Origin of the sequence: Halomonas cupida, from assembly GCF_900142755.1 — a bacterium.
GTDB lineage: Bacteria > Pseudomonadota > Gammaproteobacteria > Pseudomonadales > Halomonadaceae > Halomonas > Halomonas cupida.
In genome coordinates this window covers 1-25,515 of sequence record NZ_FRCA01000018.1, presented here as the reverse complement: position 1 = coordinate 25,515, position 25,515 = coordinate 1, and the positions used below count along the sequence as shown (strand labels likewise).

29 protein-coding genes and 1 pseudogene are annotated in these 25,515 nt (G+C 60.3%); 13 read left to right on the top strand and 17 right to left on the bottom strand.

Annotated features, from left to right (window positions below):
* Positions 1-32: 32 nt before the first annotated feature.
* Positions 33-1,244 (top strand): multidrug effflux MFS transporter, encoded by a 1,212-nt coding sequence (locus tag BUE38_RS21095; protein ID WP_073437223.1) that lies wholly within the window; start codon positions 33-35, stop codon positions 1,242-1,244.
* Positions 1,245-1,259: 15 nt separating this feature from the next.
* Here the strand turns inward: BUE38_RS21095 and BUE38_RS21090 are convergent, their stop codons facing one another.
* The 3 genes from BUE38_RS21090 to BUE38_RS23035 form a co-directional block, all read right to left on the bottom strand.
* Positions 1,260-1,847: a DUF6151 family protein gene (locus BUE38_RS21090; RefSeq protein WP_073437222.1), complete on the bottom strand. Its 588-nt coding sequence runs from the start codon at positions 1,845-1,847 to the stop codon at positions 1,260-1,262.
* A gap of 117 nt (positions 1,848-1,964) precedes the next feature.
* Positions 1,965-2,384: a hypothetical protein gene (locus tag BUE38_RS21085; RefSeq protein WP_073437221.1), complete on the bottom strand. Its 420-nt coding sequence runs from the start codon at positions 2,382-2,384 to the stop codon at positions 1,965-1,967.
* A 59-nt stretch (positions 2,385-2,443) separates the two neighbouring features.
* Entirely contained in the window at positions 2,444-2,593 is a 150-nt protein-coding gene (locus BUE38_RS23035; protein WP_159438916.1) for a hypothetical protein, read from the bottom strand.
* A gap of 295 nt (positions 2,594-2,888) precedes the next feature.
* On the opposite strand from BUE38_RS23035, the gene BUE38_RS21080 reads away from it, so the two are divergent.
* Positions 2,889-3,938: an asparaginase gene (locus tag BUE38_RS21080; RefSeq protein WP_084542083.1), complete on the top strand. Its 1,050-nt coding sequence runs from the start codon at positions 2,889-2,891 to the stop codon at positions 3,936-3,938.
* 40 nt (positions 3,939-3,978) lie between these two features.
* On the opposite strand, the gene BUE38_RS21075 is transcribed toward BUE38_RS21080, so the two are convergent.
* Positions 3,979-4,755, bottom strand: coding sequence for an IclR family transcriptional regulator (locus BUE38_RS21075; protein WP_073437220.1), 777 nt, complete (start codon positions 4,753-4,755; stop codon positions 3,979-3,981).
* 148 nt (positions 4,756-4,903) lie between these two features.
* Here BUE38_RS21075 and BUE38_RS21070 point away from each other — a divergent pair, with 148 nt between their 5' ends.
* From BUE38_RS21070 to BUE38_RS21045, 6 genes are all read left to right on the top strand, one after another.
* Positions 4,904-5,428, top strand: a complete 525-nt coding sequence (locus tag BUE38_RS21070) for a 2,4'-dihydroxyacetophenone dioxygenase family protein (protein WP_073437219.1) — start codon at positions 4,904-4,906, stop codon at positions 5,426-5,428.
* A 113-nt stretch (positions 5,429-5,541) separates the two neighbouring features.
* Positions 5,542-6,516, top strand: coding sequence for a tripartite tricarboxylate transporter substrate binding protein (locus BUE38_RS21065; protein WP_073437218.1), 975 nt, complete (start codon positions 5,542-5,544; stop codon positions 6,514-6,516).
* Positions 6,517-6,528: 12 nt separating this feature from the next.
* The gene (locus BUE38_RS21060) at positions 6,529-6,999 is read left to right on the top strand and encodes a tripartite tricarboxylate transporter TctB family protein (protein ID WP_073437217.1); all 471 of its coding nucleotides are present in this window, start codon (positions 6,529-6,531) and stop codon (positions 6,997-6,999) included.
* Positions 6,999-8,516 carry a tripartite tricarboxylate transporter permease gene (locus BUE38_RS21055; protein WP_073437216.1) on the top strand — a complete coding sequence of 506 codons (1,518 nt, stop codon included), beginning with the start codon at positions 6,999-7,001 and terminating at the stop codon, positions 8,514-8,516. Before BUE38_RS21060 ends, BUE38_RS21055 begins: the two co-directional genes overlap by 1 nt.
* 12 nt (positions 8,517-8,528) lie before the next feature.
* Positions 8,529-9,227, top strand: a complete 699-nt coding sequence (locus BUE38_RS21050) for an SDR family NAD(P)-dependent oxidoreductase (protein WP_073437215.1) — start codon at positions 8,529-8,531, stop codon at positions 9,225-9,227.
* A 78-nt stretch (positions 9,228-9,305) separates the two neighbouring features.
* Positions 9,306-10,094 (top strand): SDR family oxidoreductase, encoded by a 789-nt coding sequence (locus BUE38_RS21045; protein WP_073437214.1) that lies wholly within the window; start codon positions 9,306-9,308, stop codon positions 10,092-10,094.
* 1 nt (position 10,095) lies between these two features.
* Here BUE38_RS21045 and BUE38_RS23030 read toward each other — a convergent pair whose 3' ends face one another.
* From BUE38_RS23030 to BUE38_RS21025, 5 genes are all read right to left on the bottom strand, one after another.
* Entirely contained in the window at positions 10,096-10,251 is a 156-nt protein-coding gene (locus BUE38_RS23030) for a hypothetical protein (protein ID WP_159438915.1), read from the bottom strand.
* Positions 10,252-10,333: 82 nt separating this feature from the next.
* On the bottom strand, positions 10,334-11,221 hold the full coding sequence (locus tag BUE38_RS21040; RefSeq protein ID WP_073437213.1) for a PhzF family phenazine biosynthesis protein: 888 nt from the start codon (positions 11,219-11,221) through the stop codon (positions 10,334-10,336).
* A gap of 91 nt (positions 11,222-11,312) precedes the next feature.
* Positions 11,313-11,600 (bottom strand): YjiS-like domain-containing protein, encoded by a 288-nt coding sequence (locus BUE38_RS23550; protein ID WP_073437212.1) that lies wholly within the window; start codon positions 11,598-11,600, stop codon positions 11,313-11,315.
* A 321-nt stretch (positions 11,601-11,921) separates the two neighbouring features.
* Positions 11,922-12,200, bottom strand: a complete 279-nt coding sequence (locus tag BUE38_RS21030) for a helix-turn-helix domain-containing protein (protein ID WP_073437211.1) — start codon at positions 12,198-12,200, stop codon at positions 11,922-11,924.
* A 49-nt stretch (positions 12,201-12,249) separates the two neighbouring features.
* Complete coding sequence (locus BUE38_RS21025; protein ID WP_073437210.1) at positions 12,250-12,567, bottom strand: type II toxin-antitoxin system RelE/ParE family toxin; 318 nt, start codon at positions 12,565-12,567, stop codon at positions 12,250-12,252.
* Between the two features lie 410 nt (positions 12,568-12,977).
* On the opposite strand from BUE38_RS21025, the gene BUE38_RS21020 reads away from it, so the two are divergent.
* Positions 12,978-14,474, top strand: coding sequence for an aminotransferase-like domain-containing protein (locus BUE38_RS21020; protein ID WP_073437209.1), 1,497 nt, complete (start codon positions 12,978-12,980; stop codon positions 14,472-14,474).
* Between the two features lie 51 nt (positions 14,475-14,525).
* Positions 14,526-15,551, top strand: coding sequence for an aspartate carbamoyltransferase (gene pyrB, locus BUE38_RS21015; RefSeq protein ID WP_073437208.1), 1,026 nt, complete (start codon positions 14,526-14,528; stop codon positions 15,549-15,551).
* Positions 15,552-15,612: 61 nt separating this feature from the next.
* Here the strand turns inward: pyrB and BUE38_RS21010 are convergent, their stop codons facing one another.
* A complete protein-coding gene (locus BUE38_RS21010; protein WP_073437207.1) occupies positions 15,613-16,425 on the bottom strand; it encodes a helix-turn-helix transcriptional regulator in 813 nt (270 codons plus the stop codon).
* Positions 16,426-16,533: 108 nt separating this feature from the next.
* On the opposite strand from BUE38_RS21010, the gene BUE38_RS21005 reads away from it, so the two are divergent.
* Both BUE38_RS21005 and BUE38_RS21000 read left to right on the top strand, forming a co-directional pair.
* Positions 16,534-17,358, top strand: coding sequence for a carbon-nitrogen hydrolase family protein (locus BUE38_RS21005; RefSeq protein ID WP_073437206.1), 825 nt, complete (start codon positions 16,534-16,536; stop codon positions 17,356-17,358).
* 70 nt (positions 17,359-17,428) lie between these two features.
* Complete coding sequence (locus tag BUE38_RS21000; protein WP_073437205.1) at positions 17,429-18,751, top strand: APC family permease; 1,323 nt, start codon at positions 17,429-17,431, stop codon at positions 18,749-18,751.
* 80 nt (positions 18,752-18,831) lie between these two features.
* Here the strand turns inward: BUE38_RS21000 and ruvX are convergent, their stop codons facing one another.
* From ruvX to BUE38_RS20975, 5 genes are all read right to left on the bottom strand, one after another.
* Positions 18,832-19,272, bottom strand: coding sequence for a Holliday junction resolvase RuvX (gene ruvX, locus BUE38_RS20995; RefSeq protein ID WP_073437204.1), 441 nt, complete (start codon positions 19,270-19,272; stop codon positions 18,832-18,834).
* Positions 19,272-19,829, bottom strand: a complete 558-nt coding sequence (locus BUE38_RS20990; RefSeq protein WP_073437203.1) for a YqgE/AlgH family protein — start codon at positions 19,827-19,829, stop codon at positions 19,272-19,274. The genes ruvX and BUE38_RS20990 overlap by 1 nt, the downstream gene beginning before the upstream one ends.
* Positions 19,830-19,931: 102 nt before the next feature.
* Positions 19,932-20,894 carry a glutathione synthase gene (gene gshB, locus BUE38_RS20985; RefSeq protein ID WP_073437202.1) on the bottom strand — a complete coding sequence of 321 codons (963 nt, stop codon included), beginning with the start codon at positions 20,892-20,894 and terminating at the stop codon, positions 19,932-19,934.
* Positions 20,895-21,018: 124 nt separating this feature from the next.
* Positions 21,019-22,011 (bottom strand): CDF family Co(II)/Ni(II) efflux transporter DmeF, encoded by a 993-nt coding sequence (gene dmeF / locus BUE38_RS20980; protein ID WP_073437201.1) that lies wholly within the window; start codon positions 22,009-22,011, stop codon positions 21,019-21,021.
* A gap of 40 nt (positions 22,012-22,051) precedes the next feature.
* Positions 22,052-22,825: a CvfB family protein gene (locus BUE38_RS20975; protein WP_084542081.1), complete on the bottom strand. Its 774-nt coding sequence runs from the start codon at positions 22,823-22,825 to the stop codon at positions 22,052-22,054.
* Positions 22,826-23,301: 476 nt separating this feature from the next.
* On the opposite strand from BUE38_RS20975, the gene BUE38_RS20965 reads away from it, so the two are divergent.
* Positions 23,302-24,231 (top strand): tetratricopeptide repeat protein, encoded by a 930-nt coding sequence (locus tag BUE38_RS20965; RefSeq protein WP_073437199.1) that lies wholly within the window; start codon positions 23,302-23,304, stop codon positions 24,229-24,231.
* Here the strand turns inward: BUE38_RS20965 and BUE38_RS20960 are convergent.
* Entirely contained in the window at positions 24,228-24,518 is a 291-nt protein-coding gene (locus BUE38_RS20960) for a hypothetical protein (RefSeq protein ID WP_073437198.1), read from the bottom strand. The genes BUE38_RS20965 and BUE38_RS20960 overlap by 4 nt on opposite strands.
* A gap of 164 nt (positions 24,519-24,682) precedes the next feature.
* A pseudogene (locus tag BUE38_RS20955) lies at positions 24,683-25,515 on the bottom strand (aldehyde dehydrogenase (NADP(+))); the annotation flags it as partial.

Sequence of the window (25,515 nt, the reverse complement as noted above, 5' to 3'; positions counted from 1 at the left end):
GTCTCGCCCCTTGCCCCAATTCAGGACAGCAGATGCTCAACCCCACCTCCCGCGCTACCGTGGCACTATTGGCTGCGCTGACAGCGCTCGGCCCGTTGGCTACCGACATGTATCTGCCGGCGATGCCGGCCATGCGCGAATCGCTGGCGACAGGTGCCGATGAGATCCAGTTGACACTATCGCTGTACCTGATCGGTTTCGCAGTGGCTCAACTGCTGTGCGGGCCCTTGTCCGACCGCTATGGCCGCAAGCCGGTGCTGCTCGGCGGTATGTTGCTGTTTCTGGTCGCCAGTCTGGTCTGCGCCTTCGCTCCAGACGTCGAGGTACTGTTGGCCGGGCGTTTTCTGCAGGCGTTGGGGGGTGCTGCCGGACCGGTTCTCGGGCGTGCCGCGGTACGCGATATCCACGGCCCCTTCGAGGCCAGTCGCATTCTGTCGTACATGGCCAGTGTCATGGCCCTCGCTCCTGCCCTGGCACCATTGTTCGGCGCGGCTCTGCTGTTGTGGTTCGGCTGGTATTCCATCTTCGTCAGCCTGGCGATCTACGCTGCTGCCATGCTGGTCCTGATCAGCATCCTGCCCGAGCCACTGGCCAGCGATCAACGTCAGTCGATTCACCCCTCGGCACTGCTTGCTACCTTCCGCATGCTGATCGGGCAGCGCGATTTCGTCGGCTATACCCTGACCAACTCTTTCGCCTTCTGTGGCCTGTTCGCCTTCCTGTCCGGCTCGTCCTTCGTACTGATCGGCTTTCTCGGTGTCACCCCCAACCAATACGGCGCTCTGTTCGCGATGATCGTGGCCGGTTTCTTCATCGGCTCCATGACCAGCGCCAAGCTCAGCCGTCGCCTGTCTCGACACAACCTGTTGGTCATCGCCACCATGCTTTCCGCCGTGGGTGGCGGCGTAATGGCAATACTGTCGCTCACCGAGCTCCATAGCGTATGGGCCGTCATCGCTCCGCATATGCTGTTCATGGTCGGCTTCGGCATCATCATGCCCCAGACCATGGGTGGCGCCCTGGCACCCAACCCGCAGTGCGCAGGCTCAGCCTCGGCATTGTTCGGCTTCGTACAGATGAGCATCGCCGCCATCGCTGGCGGCCTGGTCGGAGTCTTCCACGATGGGACGTCGCAGAGCATGGCGATCGCCATTGGCCTGGCAGGACTGGGGTCCCTGGCCAGTTATCACCTGATCGTCAGACAGCCATCATCGTCCAGCGCGTGTCCGGCAGGTACGGCCTGAAAAGGAAAGGGGGGACTATGGGTTGCGCCTGGCGTTTGCCAATTCCTCTGCGGTCAGGGTCCGCGGTATTGCCCGTGGACTGCCTGATTCATCGAACAATGGTGATCCGCGCCAGCTTCCTCTGATGTAGCCACTGGCCATGATCCACACCAGCCTGACCAACACCCCGAGAAATCCTCGCGTCTGAGGCTTCGGCTCGCCCAACGCCGACTTCACATTTGCTACCGCCACTCCGGGGCCGAAATCCGTGTCCATGCGTGCCGGATCAAGGCAGGTATGAACCAGGCCGATGAATGACATTCTGGGGTTGAACATGGTGTTGCCGATGGGAGTAGCACAACATGCTGCATACCAGCGCAACATGCCGCTTTCACTGAGCCTGAGCACCGCCAGGTGCTCCTCACCCTGCTCAAGGCGCAGACGCGACTGCATCACCTGAACAACCTCGGTGCCGCCCTGACTGTCCAGGGTCTCGGACGCCTTGTCGAGAGCGCGCGCAAAAGCCTGGCAGTCGGCACAGTAACAGATCACTCGGTTGTGTGGACCACGGCCTTCGAGTCGCGCTCGAAAGGCACCACAGCGGCACTGAACGGGATGTATCACGACGCTCGCTCCATGGTAAGCGAAGACTCACTACCGAGCCCTGCCCAGCAGTATAGAACAGCCCCCAGGACTCATGACTCCGCTGCCCAGTTCAATACAGCAACTCGATCCAATAGCTCAACTCAGGTGATCATCGGCTGGCCGCCAGGCGCGCAACAACAGCCACATCCCCAAACCCCAGGCGCCATTAACCAGAAACCCGATGGGAAAGATGGTCAGATTGATCCCGCGCCCCTTGAGTGGAAACACCACCAGCATGGCAACCAGCGTCAGGGCAATGCCACCGAACAGCCCGGACTGCCACCAACTGAGCACATCCACCTTCCGTACAGAACAGATGGCGATCATGACCAGTCCCCAGATGCCTCCCCAGAAGCTGGCCGAGAACCAGGCCGGCACTCCCAGCGGCGCCACGGCCTGCGTCGAGTAGGGAGCGAAGGGGATCACCCCATAGGCATGCAATAACCCCACTACCGGCTGATGGAAACAGAGCACGGCAAGAAAGCCCGCAATAAACCCCAACAGATATCGATTCATGCTCCCTGCGCTCCTGACGTTGACCATACTGTCCGTGGAAGGCTGTCAAACCTCTCGGCTCAACGACTATTAACATGGCAATCAAATAGCTCATCCTGATCGATTTGATTTTCGTCCGCACCACACAGGCGCAGATGCGTGGATCTGCTGGTGTGGTGCGGTCTCGCGTCGGCCTGGTGACCGACGGCGGTACGTCCCTGTGCCGCCATTAACCCAACATAAAAGCATGCCGGGTTAATAGCGTAGGCCAGGCAGCTACCCAGAGCACCACCGCATTCAGCATGCGTTTTGCTTGCGTGGCGGTTGAGGCTCACAGTTTCTCGGCAGCTTCGCCCGTGCCGAGGGTGGCGGTGTCCTTGTATGATCGAGGCTTACGTTGATGCACGCGTCGATGCACATCTCGACATCATCCCCGTATCTGTAGAGATCGTGCCGTTACCGGAACCCTGTATGTAGCCTGCAGGTTCCAACATCAATATTGACCGCCTGGGGGATCAACTGACCATGCTCAAGGACAGGGAACAACCGATATCGCTTCCAGCCGTGGAAGTCTTCCGTGGCGAGATTCTGGAAAGTCTCCACCGCGCTACGGCAGTGGCCTGCCGTGCGGATGGGCGAGTGGTATTCACGCTTGGCGATCCATATCGTGAAGTGTTCCCGCGCTCGGGTCTGAAACCGTTTCAGGCACTGGCCCAAGTGGAAACCGGTGCCGTCGACACACTGGGCATCAGTAATGAGGAGCTGGCCTTGAGCTGTGCCTCTCACTCCGCAGAACCCGGACATATCAACACGGTGAGACGTTGGCTGAAACGGCTCGGGATGGATGCTGGACACCTGGCCTGTGGTGCCCGGCCGCCCCACGATGCATCGGTTGCCAGGGCACTTTTCCTCGCTGGCGAACAGGAGACACCGCTACACAACAATTGCTCCGGCAAGCATACCGGCATGCTATCAGCCTGCCGGCAGATGGGCTGGTCAATCGAAGGCTATCAGGAGCTCGATCATCCTCTACAACAGCATATTGCTCGCGCACTCGGCGAGCTGTCCGGGGAAAGCAGCCTGCCGCGTACGGCCATCGACGGCTGCTCTGCACCGACCTTCGCCATGCCTCTCGCCTCGGCCGCCCGTGCCTTTGCCCAGTTGGCTGACCCCTCTCGTCTTTCTGCCACTCGTCAGCAGGCAGTGGAGCGAATCTTCTCTGCCATGCGTGCTCACCCCTGGCATGTCGCGGGGTCTCATCGTTCGTGTACTGACTTCATCACGGCCTGCCCGGATACCGTCGTCAAGATGGGAGCCGAAGGTTTCTACGGCATCTCACTGCGTCGTCTGGGGTTGGGAGTCGCCATCAAGGTGGACGATGGTGCCGAACGAGCCGGTCAGGTTGCCGCCGGCGCCGTACTCGAAGCCCTCAAGGCCGTCGCGCCGGAACACACCGACATGGTCGCTGCCTGGACGCGCAAGCCTCTGATCAATGCGGTTGGCCTGCGCGTAGGAAGTGTGTGCCCCAGCCAACTCTGGGTGGATAGGCTCCACCCAGGCCTTCACCTGCAGTGACTGGCGGAAGCAGAGTCATGCCGGGCCCCGCGGGCCCGGCTCAGTCAAGCCGCTCAAGGTGGCGACGAATGGTCCGAACAATATGCTCGGCCAGTTCATCGCTCAGCCGATAGCGCGGCACGCTGACACTGATGGCGCCGGCGGCTCGACCGTCGACACCAAGGACCGCATGCCCGAAGCAGATGATGCCCAGCTCATTTTCTTCATCATCCAGTGAATATCCGCGCTGGCGAGTGAGCGCCAGCTCCTGGCGCAGGGCATCGAGATCAGTAATCGTCTTCGCCGTGACCGACTCCAGTTTCAGCTGCTGCAGGTACTGCTCGCACGCCTCATCGTCCAGAGCCGCGAGCCAGGCCTTGCCCACCGAAGTGGAGTGCATCGGCACCGGCATACCGATGTAGGAGGCCATACGCACAGCCTCCACCGACTCCACCTTGTCGATGAAGGTCATGTGGCAGCCGTAGGGCACTCCCAGATGCACAGTCTCGCCAGTCTCGCTGCTCACCCGCTGCATGACGCCCCGCACTCGCTCACGCAGACTGCTGCGTGACAACGACTGTTGCGCCAGATGGATCAACTGGCGACCCAGCACATACTCGCCGCCGAGCGGATTACGTTCGATGAAGCCTTCCTGCTCGAGCGTATTGAGCAGGCGGTAAACCGTCGGCCTCGGCAATCCAAGGCGATGCTGAATGTTCTTCGGGGACGCCTCCGCCCCGAGCTCGGGAATGACCTGCAGCAGGCGGAGCCCCTTGATCACGGCGGCCGCTCCCTGCACGCCAGAAGCTCTGAAGGTGGAATCGGTATCTTCGCTCATGGCCACTCCCGACGAATGTCTAATACAGCAATCCACTCCCCTGGTTTGACGCCCTTGCGGGAGTAGCATAGCTTTTCATTGTCCATATTATGAATTCAATGTCCATATTATGGACATTATTCCTGTGCCAATAGCATACGAGGACAACATGGCTGACTCCCAGCAAGAGCATCAACGCATGCCCTACCAGTATGCGCAGCCACCCGAGGCCGCCGCGGAAATCGTGGTTGCGAACGCCATCCCGGAGGACGAGCGCATCTGGGTGCCACAAGCCACCAACGTCGACTTTCGCCCACTGTGCCTCAACGTCTCCCAGGGTTACTGGGTCAATCTGCTGCGGGTCCGCAAATCAGGAGTACTCAGTCGCCATCGCCACCCCAACCCCGTGCACGGCGTCGTTCTCAAGGGACGCTGGCGTTATCTCGAGCATGATTGGGTTGCCACCGAGGGCAGCTATGTCTACGAGCCCCCGGGAGAAACCCATACTCTGGTTGTGGATGAAGATGTCGATGAAATGATCACCCTGTTTCAGGTCAACGGCGTGATGTACTACGTCGACCCATGGGGCAAGCATCTCGGCTACGAGGATGTTTTCACCAAGGTCGACATGTGCCGCCGCCATTACGAAGCCTGTGGCCTGGGACGCGACTACGTCGATCAATTCATTCGCTGATCCTGTCCTCCCCTGATGCCTGGCCGTCCATGACAAGTCCCGAGTCATGCCCAGCCCAGTTCACCACGAACCCAGTCCCGGATCACAACAACAAGACGCGAGGAGCCCATGCCATGCGCACCAGACAGATCGCCTTCACCCTGAGCACCAGCCTGCTTGCCCTGGCAGTTTCCGCTGGCGCTGCCCAGGCCGCCTACCCGGAGAAACCCATCCAGTTGATCGTGCCCTGGTCGGCCGGTGGTGGCACGGATGCCGTCGCTCGTCAGCTCGCCAACGGACTGCAGGAAGAGCTGGGCCAGCAGGTCAACGTGGTCAATCGTACCGGGGGAGCCGGCGTGGTTGGCCACACGGCCATGACACTGGCCGAGCCGGATGGCTATACGCTTGGCCTGCCGACCGCCGAGATCACCACCTACCGCCACATTGGAACGGCGCCGATCTCCTATGAGGACCTGACGCCTATCGCGCTGGTCAACTTCGACTCGGCAGCGTTCAACATCGGTGCGGACTCCGGTTGGGATTCCCTCGAGGCCGCGCTGGACGACATCAAGGCCAACCCCGACCAGTACACCGTTTCCGGTTCGGCGCCCGGTGCCGCCTATCACCTGGCCTTCGCCGGCTTTCTCAACCAGCAGGGTATCGACCCCAATAGCGTCGCGCTGGTCCCCAGTGAAGGAGCCGCGCCGGGCCTTCAGGAACTGGCCGCGGGGGGCGTTGACTTCGTGTTCTCATCGCTTCCCGAGTCGGAGTCCATGCGCCAGGCCGGTCGCGTGAACACCCTGGCGGTATTCGCCGACGATCGTCTGGAAGCCTTCCCGGATATTCCCACTTCAGGCGAGATCACCGGACAACCCTGGTCGGCAGGGACCTGGCGTGGACTGGCGGGTCCCAAGGGGCTGCCCGAGGATGTGGTCAGCACCCTCGCCGAGGCCGCGCAGAAGGTCTATGAGTCGGAGGAATTCCAGTCCTTCATGCAGCAACGTGGGTTCGGTACGCAATGGGAAGGCCCCGAAGGCTTCGCCGCCTTCATGGCGGAAGCCGATGCCAACAATGCCGAGATCATCGACAAGCTGGGCCTTGCGCAATAGAGAGGAAATGCCATGCGCATCAATGATCTATTGCTCGGGGCCCTGATGGCGCTACTCGGCGCCATCACCGTCTGGGCCTCTCGAGACTTCCCCTCCATGCCCCGCCAGGAATATGGCGCGGGCACCTTTCCCACCATAGTGGGAGTCATGCTGGTGATACTTGGTGGTGTGTTGGCACTGCGTGGCTGGCGGCAGCAAGGCGCACTCTTCGCCTGGCAGTCGCCAGTGGCGATCAAACACGTGTTGCTGTGTGTCTGCGCAGTGGTCATGGCCATTGTCGGCTATGTGCAACTGGTCCCCATCCTCGGCTTCCCGATTGTGTCGCTGGTGATGCTGACCGCCTTGATCGGCTGGCTCTCCGCAGGTCGCTGGCTACTGGCGGTGAGTACCGCCCTGATTGCTACCCTGCTGATCTGGCTGACCTTCGCAGAATTACTGCTGGTGCCGCTGTCACTGGGCATCCTCGAAGAGGTGGTCTACTGATGATGGATCTACAGGCGGCACTGGGGATGGTGTTCGATTGGCAGGTGCTGCTGACCATCGTCGCCGCATCGATGTTCGGCCTTTTCATCGGTGCCATCCCCGGCCTGACAGCGACCATGGCCACGGCTCTGCTGGTGCCACTGACCTTCTTCATGGACCCTCTGCCCGCCATCGCCGCCATTGTATCGGCCACTGCCATGGCCATCGTCGCGGGCGATATCCCGGGTGCCCTGCTGCGTATTCCCGGTACTCCCGCCTCCGCAGCCTACACCGATGAAGCCTGGCGGATGGGGCGCGAGGGACGTATCGGCCAGGCACTGGGAGTGAACCTGGTATGCTCGGTGATCGGTGGCGTCATCGGTGTCGCCATCCTGGCCTTCTTCGCCCCCTTGGTGGCTGACTTCGCTATCCAGTTCACCAGTGATGAGTACTTCTGGCTGGCCTTGCTGGGACTCTCCTGCGCCGTGCTGGTATCGGGTTCGGACCCGCTCAAGGGCGCCATTTCCATGCTGCTGGGGTTGCTCATCTCCATGGTCGGCATGAGCTCGGTATCCGGACAGATGCGCTTCATCTTCGGCATCCCGGAGCTGCTGAGCGGTATCTCCATCCTGCCGGTATTGATTGGTCTGTTCGCCATCGCCGAATTACTGCGCCGCCTGCCGGAGGTCGGCAAGCTCAACCTGCCGGCGGCGCCAACCGTGCGCCGACCCTTCGAAGGCGTAGGTCGCATCACCTGGCGGTACAAGGGTGGCGTGGCACGCAGTGGAGTGCTGGGCACCCTGATCGGCGCCCTGCCCGGTGCGGGTGCCGATATTGCGTCCTGGATCTGCTACGCATTGGCGCGCAAGTTGTCCCGGACACCAGAAAAGTTCGGCACCGGTCATCCTGAGGGTCTGGTATCGGCCAGCTCGGCAAACAATGCCGCATTGTCCGGCGCCTATATTCCGGCTCTGGTATTCGGCATCCCTGGTGACACCATTACCGCGATCATCATTGGTGTACTGATGATGAAGGGCATTACTCCCGGCCCGGATGTCTTCACCACTGACACCGTGCTGGTCTACGCCATCTTCATCGTCTTCCTGCTTGCCAACCTACTGCTGTTGCCGCTGGGCCTGCTGGCCATCCGCGGTGCGCGTCACATCCTCGCGGTGCCGGCGGCGATGCTGTACCCACTGATCCTGCTGTTCTGCATCGTCGGCGCCTATGCCACCAACAACAGCATGCTGGATGTGGTGATCATGCTCATTCTGGGCCTGCTGGCCTGGCTGCTGGCCGAGAACGAGTTCCCCATCGGCCCGATGATTCTTGCCGTGATCCTCGGCCCCATTCTCGAAGGCAACTTCCTGCGTTCGATGATCAAGGCCAATGGTGATGTGTTGATGCTGGTGGATCGCCCTATTGCAGCGACTCTCGGCACTCTCGCCATTCTGGTATGGGTGGCGATCATCGTCTCCACCCTGTGGTCGATGCGTCGTACATCGCAGGCAACTGCCCCTCAACACAACAACAACTGACAGGGAGTCTTGATGAACACAATCATCGTGATCGGCGGCAGCACCGGGATCGGTCGGGCCATCGCCAGCGCCTTTGCCGATCAGGGCAACATCGTCAACGTCACCGGCATCGAACCCGTCGACGACATGCGCCTGGGCTTCCCGGCGAGCGGCCATCAACTGGATGTGCGTGATGAGCAGGCTGTCAGTGCCTTCTTTACCAACTTCGCAAGGATCGATGTGCTGGTCAATTGCGCCGGCGTCATCCGTCGGGGAGGCGCCGAGTTCTCCCCCCAGGGGTTCGCCGAGGTCATCGACATCAATCTCAACGGTACACAGCGCTGCTGCCAGGCCGCCTATCCGGCATTGAAGGAGGCCCGGGGCTGCATCATCAATACCGCGTCGATGCTGTCATTCTTCGGCAGTGGCTTTGTGCCCGCCTATTCCGCCTCCAAGGGCGGCGTCGCCCAGTTGACCCGTTCACTGGCGATCGCCTGGGCGGCGGATGATATCCGCGTCAATGCGCTGGCCCCGGGCTGGATCGCTACCGATTTGACCGCGGCGTTGAACCAGGACCCCGAGCGTTCTGCCGAGCTGGTGGAGCGTACACCGATGGGACGCTGGGGAACACCAGAGGACCTGGCCGGTCCGGCCCTGTTTCTCGCCTCTCCAGGCGCCCGGTTTGTGACGGGGACGATCCTACCGGTGGACGGCGGCTATGCCGCACGCTGACGCCCCGGCCTCTCTTCCGAAGGATTATCCCCGGCAACAGTCGGCTGTGCTCACCATCAATCAACAGGAGTCACGACCATGGATCTACAGATAGCCGGACGCTGGGCCATTGTCTGCGCTGCCAGCAAGGGGCTGGGAAAGGGCTGTGCCACCGCCCTGGCACGGGAAGGTGTCAACCTGGTCATCAACGCGCGTAACGCTGAATCGCTGGAGACCACGGCTGAAGAGCTGCGTGGTCTGGACAAGCGGATCAAGGTCATCGCTGTCGCCGGGGACATCGGTGACCCGCAGGTCCGCTCGGCCCTGCTGGCAGCCTGTCCTCAGGTCGACATTCTGGTCAACAACAATGGAGGCCCGCCACCGGGAGATTTCCGTGACTGGTCACGGGATGACTGGATCAAGGCGCTGGATGCCAACATGCTCACCCCGATCGAGCTGATCAAGACCTGCGTGGACCGCATGGCAGAGCGTGGCTTCGGGCGTGTGGTCAACATCACTTCCGGAGCCGTCAAGGCACCCATCGAAGTGCTGGGGTTGTCCAATGGTGCCCGCAGTGGCCTGACCGGCTTTGTTGCTGGCCTGGCCCGCCAACCACGATTGGTCAGTCGCAATGTCACCATCAACAATCTACTGCCCGGACCATTCGACACCGACCGCTTGAACCAGGCCCTGAATGCCGAAGCCCGGGCGTCTGGCGAAGACCTTGCCCAGGTCACCGAGCAGCGCCTGGCGGGAGTACCTGCACGACGCTTCGGCAACGCCGACGAATTCGGTGCCTTCTGCGCCTTTCTGTGCAGCCAGCACGCCGGATTCGTCACCGGACAGAACCTGCTCATGGACGGGGGCAGCTACCCCGGCACCTATTGATTCAACCAACCACTCTGACCCAACCAGCCACCGGCCTGTTATTAACATGGCAATCAAATAGCTCATCCTGATCGATTTGATTGTCGTCCGCACCACACTGGCGCAGATCGGCTGGTGTGGTGCGGTCTCGCGTCGGCCTGATGGCCGACGGCGGCACGTCCCTGTGCCGCCATTAACCCAACATGAAAGCATGCCGGGTTAATAGCATCACCCAGGACTGACTCAGCCCCATGGTTGAGTCAGTCCTGTGGATAGAACAGGCCTTCGCCGACCAGCACCGCCTGGCCGGCAATCTCCACCGTAACCTGCTGCTGCTCGTCGCGGGTGGCACGGGCATAGATCTCACTGGGCCGATCCATGTGGTAGCCCTGATGGATACGCCACTCATTGCGGCTAGCCTCGCTCTGGCTACCGAGGAAGCCCGCCAGGGCAGCAGCGGCACTGCCGGTGGCGGAGTCCTCCAGAAAGCTGCCGTTCTGCCGCGAGAACATGCGCGCATGTATCGCTTCATTGCGCATCACATAGAAGTAGGCCTGCTCCACGCCACTCGGGGACAGGTGCTCCTTCCACACCGCCAGGTCGAGCTGCATCCTCGACAGCGCCTGTGGCGTCGCCAGCGGAATCAGGTGAAACGGTAGACCGCAGGAAGCCTGTACCGGATCTCCGGCAATGTCGTCCGGCGCCAGTCCGGTCAGCTCGAGGGTGGCAGCTCTGCCCAACGGACTGGTGCCGACTTCCACCGGGCGCTTGATGCGGAACCTTGCCAGGTCCTGCTCGAAGGTAATCGCCAACGGCCCTGCAGGGACTTCCAGCACCAGTGGCGAATCTGCCGTAATGGCCTTGCGATCCACCAGTCCCTGCGCTGCCAGCAAGTGTGCGGCCCCCACGGTAGGGTGGCCCGCAAAGGGCAGCTCACGATGAGCCGTGAAGATGCGCATGGGGAAGCGGTTCTCACCCTTGCTGCGGCCGACGAACACGGTCTCGGCCAGGCCCAGTTCCGTGGCCATCGCCTGCATTCGCTCGGCCTCGATACCGTCGGCGTCGAGAAACACCGCCAACTGGTTCCCGGCAAAGGGGCTGGCAGTGAACACATCGAGCAGATAGTAACGAGACTGGGAAAGAGGCATGGTTGGCTCCGACAGTGGATCAAGGTCGTTGGTGGGTGTGTGACACGGGTAGAGCGGGCTTAATGCTTTTCAGCATAGAGGTACAGCAACTTTATGCCATATCGCGAAGACAAGGCCTTTCTTTCGGCATAGTTTTGGTCGAATGAGTTTTGATCGAAACAGCTTTGGTCGGAACAGGTTCGCTCGGCATGGTTCCGTGGCTGTGACAGGGGCGCTGGAGAGACTTCCAGTCTCGCCGTACCTGATCAGGGTCAAACCCTATATCGCGCAGCAGATAGTCATCCAGTTGACGCACATGGTCCCATTGCCGCCGATAGTATGCACGGCGACGCCAGGCTCGCCACGACAGAAGTTCCCAGCAACGTTGCAGAACGCGCATGACAGACCTCCTTTATCGGCATGTCAGTCTCGGCAATTCAGTGGCTTGTGTTGCCACCAGGCTCTTGCTACCGAGCCTCTGCATAGCATCAGGTCTGCACGCCTTGCGGTACAGATTCACCATATGAATGAATATGCGGTACAGTAAGACGAAGTAGCGTCTCTGTACCGCCTGCCGAGTGTCAGCTGTTCCACTTGCCATCAGGAGTTGCCGCCGTGTCCAGGCAGCATTCGATGCGGGGTAAGCCGGGCGAGAAGTGGATGCCCGTGCGGAGCCACCCTTCAAGGGTATGGCGTAGCCCCACCGGGTGGTGGGGCCTGGTCAGGCGACTTCGGTCGCAAAAGACAGCGTGACGGGGATATGCGCCGCCGCGCTCATGTTGAGCAGAGTGTCAACGGAAAAGCGGTCGATCCGTCCTTTCAGGAGGTCGTTTACACGCGGCTGGGTAACGCCCAATCGCTCGGCAGCTTCGCGCTGGGTGATATCCCACGCCTCGATAGTGTCGGTCAGTTTGCTCATGAGCTCCGCACGGACCTTCATATTCAGGGCTTCCTGCGGTGTATCGCTGATGGCATCCCATACACTTTCGAATCTTGCCATGATGGTGCTTCCTTCGTTTACTCCGCCTATTTCTTGATCGGAGCGTATTTCAAGTAATGTCCTTGTAGCGTTGTCTTGCCAGATCGATGTCCGTTTTCGCTGTCTTCTGTGCCTTCTTCTGGAAGCAGTGAAGCACATAGACAATATCTTCCCGTTTCGCTACGTAGAGGACTCTGAACTCTCCATTGTCCGCTTTGATCTTGATCTCGACGACCCCGAGGCCAACGCTTGGCATCGGTCGGTAGTTGCGTGGCTCCTTGCCTTCCTGGACCCTACTCAGCTCGTATCCCGCGGTCTGCTTCACCTTGTCGGGGAAGTCCCGAAGCCGGTCGAGAGAGTCACCCAGGAAATCTAACCCCTTGGACATTGTGTTCTCCTTGGCCGCAATGCCACTTTATATAAAATTCTATATAAAAACAAACCAGAGATGCTTCACTGCCCGGCAAGTCCCGGTGGGCCGAGTTCGATTCCCGGCCTTCACCCAGATTCATCCCACTATTAACATGGCAATCAAATAGCTCATCCTGATCGATTTGATTGTCGTCCGCACCACACTGGCGCAGATGCGCGGATCTGCTGGTGTGGTGCGGCCTCGCGTCGGCCTGATGGCCGACGGCGTCAACGTGCAACTCTGGCCGCACCCCGAAAATCCAGTCCACGGGCGGTGAGGACCACTCTTCAGTACAGATTCACAAAATGAAATAACATGCAGTACAGTAAGGCGAAGTACTGCCTGCCGAGTGTCAGCTGTTCCACTTGCCACCAGGAGTTGCCGCCGTGTCACGCACCAAACGCTATGAGCAGTTACGCGATCTGCTGGCCGAGCGTATCCACCAGGGTGTCTACCGCTGCGGTGACCGACTTCCTTCAGTGCGCCAGTGGTGCCAGCAACAGGGCGTCAGCATGACCACCGCTCAGGCCAGCTTCGCCGCACTTGAAGCGGAAGGGCTGATCGAGGCACGGCCCCGCTCGGGCTACTTCGTCACCGCGCCGGTCAACAACACGCCCCTGCCGCAACGCTCGCAACCAGAACAGAGGCCGGTCCACGTTTCACGCTGGGCCCAGGTCAAGGCGCTGGTGGTAGGTTCCTCTCCACAGCAGATCCGCCATGCGCTGGCCAATGGTCTACCGGACCTGCGGGCCAGGACTCTACTGCCGCTGCAGCGCCTGCTCACTCAGTCCCAGCGCCAGGCCTCCCTGACCCACTTCGCCTATGACAGCCTGGCCGGAGACGCGGAACTCAGGCACCAGATCACCCACTTGATGAGCCACTCCGGCTGTATGCGCCACCAGGATGATGTCGTCGTCACTACCGGCTGCCAGGAAGCACTGGCCATTGCCTTGCGCCTGTTGACCCAGCCCGGTGATGTGGTGGCGGTCGACTCGCCCGCCTTCTACGGTGCCATGCAGATGCTCGAGGCGCGTGGTCTCAAGGCACTGGAAATCCCCACTGACGCCGAACACGGCATCAGCCTTGGCGCCCTGGAGCTGGCGCTGGAACAATGGCCAGTGAAAGCGATCATGGTCACGCCGACCTGCAACAACCCGCTCGGCTATTCGATGGATGACCAGCGCAAAAAGGCCCTCGTCGAGCTGGCTCGCCGTCATGATGTGGCGATCATCGAGGACGATGTATACGGCGACCTCGCCTACGCTGCGCCGCGACCACGCAGCCTGGCGGCCTTCGATGAGGATGGGCGTGTGCTGCTGTGCAGTAGCGTCTCCAAGACACTGTTGCCGGGACTGCGCCTGGGCTGGCTGGCCCCCGGACGCTATCGCGACAGGGCGCTGCATGAGAAGTATGTCTCCACCGGCTCCAGCGCCACCCTGGCCCAGAGTGCGGTGGCCGAATTCATGGCCAGAGGGCATTACGCTCGCCACCTCACCGCCATGCGTCGCCAATACCGTCTACACCGTGACCAGATGCGAGCCTGGGTTCACCAGTACTTCCCGGAAGGCACTCGGGTCAGTGTGCCATCCGGCGGCTTCATGCTCTGGCTGGAGCTGCCCGAGAGATTCGACAGCATCGCGCTCAACCAGTGCCTCGTCGAGCACCAACTGGGCGTTGCCCCTGGCCCTCTGTTCTCCGCCAGCGGCAAGTACCAGCACTGCCTGCGGTTGAATTTCGCCAGCACTCTGGATGACATCACCCACGCCGCTGTCCGTACCATCGGGGACTGTGCTCGTGAGCAACTGGCAAGGCGACCGGAATCAAAGGCGATCCGAATTCGGCATGACGGAGACAAGAGTTCGAGCACATCAGGGCTGATCTAAGCCAGCCACAGCGTTACACTAGCGCCCGTTCCCACTGCCGAGGCCGCTGCGATGACCCATCTGCTTTCCATCGACTCCCTGTCCCGCGATGACATCGACCACCTGATGCGTGTTGCGGCCAGAATGGAGCCCATCGCCCAGCGGCGCAAGATCACCCGGGTGCTGGAAGGCGCAGTGCTCGGCAACCTGTTCTTCGAAGCCAGTACCCGAACGCGTGTCAGCTTCCACACCGCCTTCTCACGGCTTGGCGGTAGCGTCTGCGACACCACCGGCTTCACCTTCTCGTCGATGGCCAAGGGCGAATCGCTGTATGACACCAGTCGAGTGATGGCCGGTTACTGCGATGCCATCGTCATGCGTCATCCCGACAAAGGCTCGGTGGCCGAATTCGCGCAGGCCACCCATGTGCCGGTGATCAATGCCGGTGACGGCCCCGGCGAGCACCCCAGCCAGGCGCTGCTCGACTTCTATACCATCGACAAGGAATTCACCCGCCAGGGCAAGCAGCTCAAGGGCGCTCATGTCCTGATGACTGGCGATCTCAAGTTCGGTCGCACCGTGCACTCGCTGATCAAGCTGTTGGCACTATATGCGCCGATGCGCGTTACCCTGGTGGCGCCGCCAGGACTGGAAATGCCCAGCGAGCTGATCGAGCGCGTCAGTCAGCAGGGGCTGGCGGTGGAAGTGCGTGAGAACCTCAGCAGCGACTTCAGCGATGTCGACGTGGTCTACACCACTCGCATCCAGAAGGAGCGTTTCACCGCCGAGATGGAAGAAGGCTTCAACCTGTCACGGGACTTCACCGTGCATCGCGCCTTCCTCAACGACCACTGCAGCGACTCGACCATCGTCATGCACCCGCTGCCCCGCGATAGCCGCCCGGATGCCAACGACCTTGATGTCGATCTCAATGGCGACCCGCGCCTTGCGATCTTCCGCCAGACCGACAACGGCATCCCGGTGCGCATGGCGATCTTCGCCACCCTGCTCAAGGTCGAGGATCAGATCGAAAAGAGCCTGCGCGACGTGAAGTGGTTTGTCCCCGAGACCGTTGGCGTCGACGACGCCAGGTTCTGAAAACCGTTCCGCGGACTGCCCCGTCGCTGCGGCCCTGCTGCCACTGACCTACCGTCAGGGCTCAAGGCCGCTCCTGCCAGAAGCGCGCAAACAGCTCGGCCTGGGTATTGATGCCCAGCTTGGCGTACAGATGTTTCTTGTGCGCGCGGACGGTTTCTACCGAAATCGACAGCCGACGGGCAATTTCCTTGGTTGAGCTGCCCCCCAGCATCAGCTGGCTGACCTCGCGTTCTCGATCGGTCAGGCCAAACTGCGACGCCGTATCCTGCATCTCACCACTACGTGGGTGCCAGGGGTGAGCACCGGGTGCGGCTTCCGGTTGCTCGAAATGCATGCGCACCCGCATCAGTTCGCACATCCACGGCTGAATCAGATGCAGCACTCCCAGTGGGGTCTGGTCAAAGGGTGTGACCGCCCCCAGCGATAGGCATAACGTTCGCCCACCATCGAGCGGCTGGTTGAGCTGAATCTCGTCGGCCACAATATTGCGCTTGAAGTAGCGCAGGTAGTACTCGGTGTGGGTGAACCGCTGTGGTGCCACATCATCCAGTGTCACCAACCCGGCATGGGCATTGTCGCGGGCCGCCACATAGAACGGATCGAGAAGATAGAGTCCCTTCTGGTAATCCTGGAACAGCGCTTCGTCGGCGCCATCGTCCTCGTCACTCTCGGCAAGAATGGTCGGCGGCTGATCATGGTGAAAGACCAGCGCTACCCAGGTATTGAAGGCCACATGACGGGCCAGCAGACGCGTCACACCAAGCCAGAAATCATCGTTCTCCAGTTGCCGCAACAGGTTGGCCATGTCGCGATGCCAGGCCGCCGCTTCCAGCCATCCATGTCCGGCCTGGTGCCGATGCCCCTCAGCGCTCATCAACATCCTCCCCCCATCAGGGTAACCCTGCCATGGAATTGGCAAGGCGCGTGAATAACGGATACTGGATAGCAACTTCCCATCAATATCGATAATACGGAAGATCCCATGCATATCGCACTTGCCCAGCTACCCGGCATCGAAGGCAACATCAAGGCCAATCTTGATGGCACTCTGGATGTCATCGCCCATCATGGCGATGAGGTGGCAATGATTATCTTCCCCGAGACCCACCTCACTGGATTTGCCGAACCTCGGCATGTCGAGGACCGCGCCATCTACAGCGATGGTGAGGAAATCGCTCAACTGATCGCTGCCAGCCGCCGCCACGACTGTGCCATTGCCATTGGCTTTCTCGAGCAGGCCGAGAGAGGCGTCTACAACACCACCGTGTTGATCACCCCGGAGAGCGGTATCGCTCTACGCTACAGCAAGACCCACCTGTGGCCGGACGAACGTGACCTGGTATTACCCGGCAATACGCTGGGCACTACCCAGTGGCGCGGCATCACCATCGGTCTGATGATCTGTTATGACATTGAATTCCCCGAGACAGCACGTGCGCTGGGCGCCCTCGACGCCGACCTGATGGTTGTCACCAACGGCAACATGGATCCCTATGGTCCGGTGCATACCCGCGCCGCTCAGGCACGGGCCCAGGACAACCAGTGTTTTATCGCCATGACCAACCGTTGTGGTACAGGTGCCGGCTTCGAGTTTGCCGGGGAAAGCGCCCTGTTCTCACCGCTGGGCGAGACACTCTTCCAGGCCCAACGCTCCCCCGGCGTACATCACGTAGCGCTGGATCCCGAACTGTTGCTCAGCGCACGGCGCCACTATGACTACCTGGCCGACCGCCGTCTGGGCCTTACCGGCGAGCCCATCTCGACCACCGAGGGCAAGGCCTGGCAACTGCCCGACCACAATAACTGACGACTCTTCCGCAATTCGCTAGACACAACCCCAGTGCTCAGGACACAACCACAATAAAGAGGCTAGTCCCATGCCCCATCGCAAACCCATGCTGTCGCTGGGCCAGGTCGTGCTGTTCGGCCTGGCCTACATGACCCCCATCATTGTTCTCGGCACCTTCGGCGTGCTCGCCGTGGTCACCAAAGGCGGTGTCTCCGGCGCCTATATTGCCGCACTTATCGCCATGCTGTTCACTGCCCACAGCTACGGCCGCATGGCCAGTGCCTATCCCGTTGCCGGCTCGGCCTACGCCTATGTACGCCACGCCATTGATGATCGTCTCGGTTTCATTGCCGGCTGGGCGATTCTGCTCGACTATCTGTTCCTGCCCATGGTGATCTGGCTGATCGGTGCAGCCTATCTCAACTCCGCCTTCCCCGAGATCCCGGTATGGAGCTGGCTGCTGGCATTCATCGCAGTCACCACGGTCATCAATCTCATCGGGCTCAGGCTGGCCAGTGTGATCAACAGCGTGATGATGCTGATCCAGGTGTTGGTGATCGCCGCCTTCGTCGCCCTCGCCATCCACTACGTGCTTGGTGATCCGACCCAGCCGTTGTGGAGCCTGACCCCATTCATCGGTAGCGAACAGGACCAGGCCCTGCCCCTGCTGATGGCCGGAGCGGCAGTGGCCTGTTATTCCTTCCTCGGCTTCGATGCCGTTACCACGCTTACGGAGGAAACCCGTGATCCCGAACGCACTCTGCCACGCGCTATCCTGTTGATTACCCTGCTCGGCGGCCTGATATTCGTTGTGGTGTCGTACTTCGTGCAGCTGGCCTCCCCGGGGCATGACTTCAGCAACCCGGACGCCGCCGCCTACGAGATCGCCCGCAATATCGGTGGTGACCTGTTTGTCTCGGTATTCCTGATCGGCCTGGTCGTCGGTCAGTTCGCCTCGGGTATAGCCGCTCAGGCAAGTGGTGCACGCCTACTCTACGCGATGGGGCGGGATGGAGTGTTGTCCACGACCCTGCTGGGCCGCCTGGGACGCTTCGGCACACCGGTTGGCGGACTGCTGTTGAGTGCCACCGTCGCCCTGTTGGCCCTCTATCTGGATGTGCTCTCCGCCGCGTCCTTCATCAACTTCGGCGCCTTTATCGCCTTCGCCATGGTCAATATCGCCGTTGTCGCTCACTACTATGTGCGTGGTAGCCGTCGCGGCCCCGGCGATACACTGCGCTTCCTGGTTCTCCCGACGATCGGTCTGCTGGCCATCCTGTGGCTGATCGCCAGCCTGGATGCCCGGGCCATTACCCTGGGTGGCATCTGGTTGCTGTGTGGTATCGCCTGGTTGGCATGGTTGACGCGAGGTTTCCAGCGCCCGACACCGGAGCTGAAACTGGAGGGATAGCAAAGGATTCATCACGGAAGTCATGAATTACTGCCCGCTGCCTCCCGAAGGCAGAGGGCAGTCCAGCACCGGGTATCAACTCAGCTCGGCAGCCCTTCCTGCTGCGCAAACCAACCTTCGAGGATCAGTACCGCGGCGATGCCATCGACACTTTCCTTGCGGTAGTTGCCGCCATGCCCCTGCTCCCGGGCGATGGCCTTGGCCTCACGGGTGGTGCCGCGTTCGTCGAACATCTCGCAGGGTTTTCCGTAGCGGCCATACAGACGCTTGCCGAACTTGCGGGCCCGTGTGCTCATCTCGCTTTCACTGCCATCCATATTGAGGGGCAGCCCGACCACGAACAGATCCGGCTGCCATTCCTTGACCAAGGCAGAGATGGCATCCCAATCGGGAACCCCATCCCGGGCAGCAAAGGGCTCCAGCTCACGCGCGCTGCGCAGCAGTTCATTGCCCACCGAGACGCCGATACGTCGGGTGCCGAAGTCGAACGCCAGTACCAGGCGCGAGCCCGAAGCTGCCATCAACCGTGCCCTGCCTCACGGGTCATCAGATTCAGGTCCACGCCCAGCAGACCAGCGCTGGCAGTAAGGCGCTGCTCGGGTGGGGTTTCGAAGATGACCTCCGGGCGCCCTTCCACGGTCAACCAGGCATTGTCCATCAGCTCGTTCTCGAGCTGGCCGGACTCCCAGCCCGCACACCCCAGACAGACAATGAACTTCTCCGGGCCCTCGCCACTGGCCAGCGCCTGCATCATGTCCATTGAGGTGGTCAGCGCCAGCTCTTCCGTCACCTGGAGGCTGGAATCCCACTCTTCGGCCTGGCCATGGTGCAGGATAAAGCCGCGGTCCTTGTGCACCGGGCCGCCGAAATACACCGGCGCCTGGCGGTTGGGACCGTCCACGGCCTCGATCTCGAGCTGTTCGAACAGCGCCTCGAGGGTCAGGTCGGTGGGCTTGTTGACGATGACTCCCATGGTGCCCTTTTCATCGTGATCGCACAGATAACTCAGGGTGCCGGCGAAATTCGGGTCCTCGAGATGCGGCATCGCCATCAAGAAGTGATTTCTCAAACTTTGCATGTGACTCCCGGGCGGTGTTTGGCACGCCGTAATGGTTCACGGCAGGAGTCTCCAACGGACTCCCGCCTGTTACCACTATTGTACCATCACCAGTGGTTGGCCTCAGCGGCGGGAAAGGCGCCCTTCGATGGCATCCATCAATTGGCCGGCAATATCGGTGCCACGCTGATCGTCGATCTCGCGCACACAGGTCGGGCTGGTGACATTGATCTCGGTGATGTAGTCACCGATCACATCGAGTCCAACAAACATCAGGCCCTTGTCACGAATCATCGGCTGCACCTGTTCGACCAGCCAGTAGTCACGATCGGTCAGCTCGCGGCTGACCCCACGCCCACCGGCCGCCAGATTGCCACGCGTCTCGCCTGCCGAGGGAATCCGTGCCAGACCGAAGGGTACCGGCTCACCATCGACCAGCAGAATGCGAGTATCGCCGTCCTTGATCTCGGGCAGGTAGCGCTGAGCCATGATCTGGCGCCTGCCGCGCTCGGTCAGAGTCTCGATCACCGCGCCCAGGTTACGGCCCTCGGGACCGATATGGAAGATGCCGCTGCCGCCCATGCCATCCAGCGGCTTGAGAATGACGTCGCCATGCTCGGCCTGGAAGGCGCGAATCTCGGCATCACGGCTCGCCACCAGCGTCGGCGCGCAACACTGCGGGAACTGCTGGGCGAACAGCTTCTCGTTGCATTCGAACAGCGCCCGGGTCGGATTGACCACCAGCACGCCCTCGCGCTCGGCAAAAGCCAGCAGATGCACCGCGTTGAGGAAATGGCCATCCACCGGCGGATCCTTGCGCATCAGGATCACATCCAGCTCGGCCAGAGGACGGGCTTCCTCGTCCCCCAGATCGAACCAGTGCTCGGGATCACGATGGACCTTGAGTGGTCGCTGGCGGGCAAAGGCATGGCCATCCTTGAGGAACAGGTCTTCCTGCTCCATGTAGAACAGCTCCCAGCCACGGTCCTGGGCGGACCACAACATGGCGAGGCTGGTGTCCTTCTTGTAGGTCAGCGCGGAGATGGGGTCCATCACCACGCCTACACGCAGGGGGCGGTTGCTCATTGAAGTGTCGTCCGCAGTCATGATTGATGTGCAGCAGTATGCCCGAGGCCAGCACTCTCCACCAGGGAGGGTCAGGGGCAGGCATGGTCAGGAAATGGGGCTATCCAGGCGCTATTGCAATGCTCTAGACACCATTGCTCCAGGCACCATTGCAACGCTGAGGCTCGATGGTGATATGCGCCAGATTCGGACATTGCGCCTGAATACGCCGCCGGTAGACCTCGGGAGATTCGGGGTGGTGTGCCACCAGTGCAATGATGGCGGCATACACGTTCGGCCCGATGGCCCACAGGTGAAGGTCAGTGATCCGCGCATCCTCATCCTCGACGGCACGCCGAACCTCCTGTTCCAGCTCGCTGCACTGACGGTCCAGCAGCACCTTCGAGGTATCCTTCAGCAACTGCCAGGCCCAGCGGGTCACCAGCACCGCGCCGACGATGCCCATGATCGGGTCCAGCCACGCCCAGCCGGCATACTTGCCCGCCAGCAGTGCCACAATCGCCAGCAATGACGTGAGCGCATCGGCCAGCACATGAAAGTAGGCCGCGCGCCGATTGTGGTCGTGGTGCTGGTGATGTTCATGGCCGTGGTGGCCGAACTCATGGTTCTGGTGATTGAACTCATGGCTGTGATGATGGTGGCCATGGTCGTGATGATGATCTCCACCGCCGAGAATCCAGGCCGAAACACCATTCACCACCAGCCCGATTACCGCCACGGCAATGGCACCATTGAAGGAGATGGCCACCGGCTCGACAAAGCGCGCGACACTCTCGAATACCATGAACAGCGCAAAACCGACCAGCAGGATGGCACCGGCAAAGCCGCCGAGGGCATTGACCTTGCCGGTACCGAAGGAGAATCGCGCACTGCCGGCATTACGCCGCGCATAGCGATAGGCAAAGGCCGCAATGCCCAGCGCCACCGCATGCGACCCCATATGTAGGCCATCCGCCAGCAGCGCCATCGAGCCGTAGTGGATACCGGCGAGAATTTCCCAGACCATCATCGTCAGTGTCAGGCCAACGATGATCAGTGTGCGTGTTTCACCGGACTGCTTCTGGTCCTGGCCGAAGACATGGTCGTGCTGCCATGCCGAAAGTCTCTGCTGATGCATACCATTCCCTCCATGGCGGGATGATCGGCTGTTGTAAGGGTCAGGTTCCGTCCGCCCCCGCCTCCGTCGAGGCTTCCGTGCTCGGTGCCAGACGAATGCCGGCATCCTCGATCACGATCATGCGTCGCTTGTAGAGGCGTCCAATGGCCTGTTTGAAGGCATTCTTGCTGACCCCCAGACGCGCCTTGATCTCCGGAGCAGGACTCTTGTCGGACAACGCCAGGTAACCACCGGCTTCTCGCAGAACCTTCATCACCTGGTCGCCGACCACATCGATCTTCGCCGCGCCTGGCGGCAACAGTGACAGATCCAGGCGGCCGTCTTCGCGTACCCGCTTCACGTAACCGGTCAGACGCTGGCCGCGACGCAGCGGCCGGCTCAGATCATCGTGATACAGCAGGCCCCAGCACTGGTTATCAACCACTGCCTTGACGCCGAGATCCGTGGTTTCGCCGATCATCAGTACCACCTCGTCACCGGCACGATGGTCATCGCTGGTATCCGCCAGAAAACGCTCCAGACGCTGTGTTGCCACTGGCCGCCCTTCGCGATCAGTGGTGATCATCACCAGCACCCGCCGACCGACGGCAGGCTTGAAGCGCTGCTCATTGAGCGGCAACAGCAGATCACGTGGGTGGCCCCAGTCGAGAAAGGCACCGATCTCGGTCACCTGAACCACACTCAGGTCCGCCACATCACCGACATTGGCCTTCGGCACCGGCTGACGACGCGGGCCGGACTGACGCGAAGCAGCCGGACGAGAGGAGCGACGATCACGAGACGGCGGCGCACCGCGGCGGGAGGAATCGGACATGGGAAGCACCTGGCAGAATAGGCGCCCATTATGGACCTCAGCGTCGAATTGAGGAACCGCACAGCCAGCGATCAATCAGCCGCTTATACTAAGGAAATCGCAGACCCCTTTTTTCATGAGCACTTGTCGGCGATAGATAAATCAATCACTTGCGCACACGTCGAGAAAAAGGGGCAATACGTGCTTCTTGGGAATTACTTTCTAACAATCAATACGTTAGCGAAATCATCAAGGTCAATGCGATCCATAGCGAGCATGCTTGAGACCCATGGGGCTATGCAGCGACAGGTATTTGCATACATTGAGTTGGACTACAACCGGTAACATCGGCACAGTGAAATTGATCTGATCAGTCCCAAGATCTTCGAAGCCCTAACGATCGCCCGGATCGAAGCCCATGATTACCGGATAAGATTCAAATGGCCAAGTGTTGCGCTCAGAATTTTCGGCAAAGCGGTTATCTCAGGAGTCCAAGCATGACCATCAATTGTAGCCGCGAGGTGGTAATTCGCATGAAATATATCTTCGCTGGCTGCTTTTTTTCGCTAATTTTATTTTCTATCTCGGGATGTTCATCAACTCAGCAAGCATTTGATAAAAACCATGGAATCAGCCAAGAAAATATCGATGGTTTAAAATGCCTGCTTATACTAGGTCAGGATCTACCTGATGGCGATCAAGTCGACTACATCAGGAAAAAGGCAGATGACGGTAATCCAAGGTGCCTCGCTACTCTCGGATTCATGTATGAGAGGGGAAATGTCTTTCCCCTGGATTATGCGATGGCTCGAACAATCTATAAGCAGCTAGGCGATGCATATCCAGAATCCTACAACCTGTTGGCATCGATGTTGGAGCAAGGCAAAGGAGGCCCCATAGACTACGTGGGTGCAAGGGAGCTCTATGAGCGTGCTTATAGAGCAGGAGGAACTGATGGGGCAGTGAAGTACGCTGAATTTCTAGCTGATGGAAAAGGAGGCGATCAGGATGAAACCAGAGCAATGTCAATATTGTTCGATAGTGTAAAATGGTATGGGGATGACGCTTGGGAATTGATTGCAGTGCTTAATGGACGTGGAGTCGACATGACTACATACCAAGTAAGTCAATATAATAAAATGTGGGTTACGCGCATACAAAAATCCTTAAGATCCATTGCTCGTCGCCAGCATCGAGATAGCTTACAGACACTCTTAGAACCTACACTTCCGACGAGAATATTTCACCTTAAATTGAGATTCGAGCAGGGTATCGGAAAGCCAATTGTGACTATCCGAGAGCCATCAGGGTATCCAGAACAAGAGTCAATGATTCTAGAAGCCATCGAGAACTTGGAGATGAAAGACCCCTACATATCACCTTCGGGGCAGGCTTCCTTGGTGATTCAGGTGGACCTTGAAATCTAGTCCATGCCTGCGAAGGATACCGCCAAGTAGCCCAGAAGTTTTTGGAAAAATTGCATCCTGAGTTGGAATAAAAGATCATGCTCGAGTGCAACCAGAATAAGATATTCGCTGGGTGCATCCAGATCGATAAGGGTCATCAGAGTGGTGAGCGGTTGGGAAAGCACAGGCACTGCACGAAACACAAGTTGCTGCTCATTGACACTATGTAGACCGATGACGAGAGCCATCCACAGCGTGTTGAGCTCAGTTGTGTGAACGAACTTACCTTTATCGAAATACGTTGCCATGACTTGAAGGTCAGGTACCGCGCTCAGAACGCCGTAAATGCCATTACGATAACCACGCTTCCATAATCAACTAGTTGGAGCCATGTTACTCCAGTTCACTGCCGCATAGGCAGTTTGCCCTCAGGCCCGGTATCGAACCGGGGCTGAGGGCATCGCGATGCCTATTACGCTTTCCGCTTGCCATCCACCAGACGGCTGATTTCCAGAGGATTCCCGCGGCGCAGGGCCTCGGGCAGCAGTGCCTGAGGCAGATTCTGGTAGCACACCGGGCGCAGGAAGCGCTGGATCGCGGCCGTGCCCACCGAGGTGGTGCGGGCGTCCGAGGTCGCTGGATACGGACCGCCGTGGACCATGGCGTCGCAGACTTCCACGCCGGTGGGCCAGCCGTTGGCCATCACTCGTCCGGCACGACGCTCGAGGATCGGCAGCAGCTCACGGGCCACCTCGACATCACCGTCATCCATCTGCAGGGTCGCGGTCAGCTGACCTTCGAGGTGCTCAGCGACACCCTTGACCTCATCGAGGTCGGCACACTTCACCACCAGCGACGTCGAGCCGAAGACTTCGGCCTGCAGCGCCTCCTCGGTGAGGAAGTCTGCGGCTGTGGCGGTGAACAGGCCCGCCTGACACTGGTTGGGGCCTTCGCCACGTTGGCCACGCGCCACTTCCTGCGCCTTGTCGCTGGCCGACAGACCACCGACACCACTCTCGTAGGCCTCGAAGATGCCCGGCGTGAGCATGGTCTGGGCCGCCGCCACCTTGACCGCTTCACCGGCCGCCGCGACAAAGGCTTCCAGTTCCGGGCCGTCGATGGCGATCACCAGGCCGGGGTTGGTGCAGAACTGACCGGCTCCCATGGTCAGCGAGCCGATGAAGGCTTCACCGAGATCCGCGCCACGTGCCTTGAGCGCTTCCGGCAGCAGGAACACCGGGTTGATCGAGCTCATCTCGGCGTAGACCGGGATCGGCTCGGGACGATTCTGGGCGGTCTTCATCA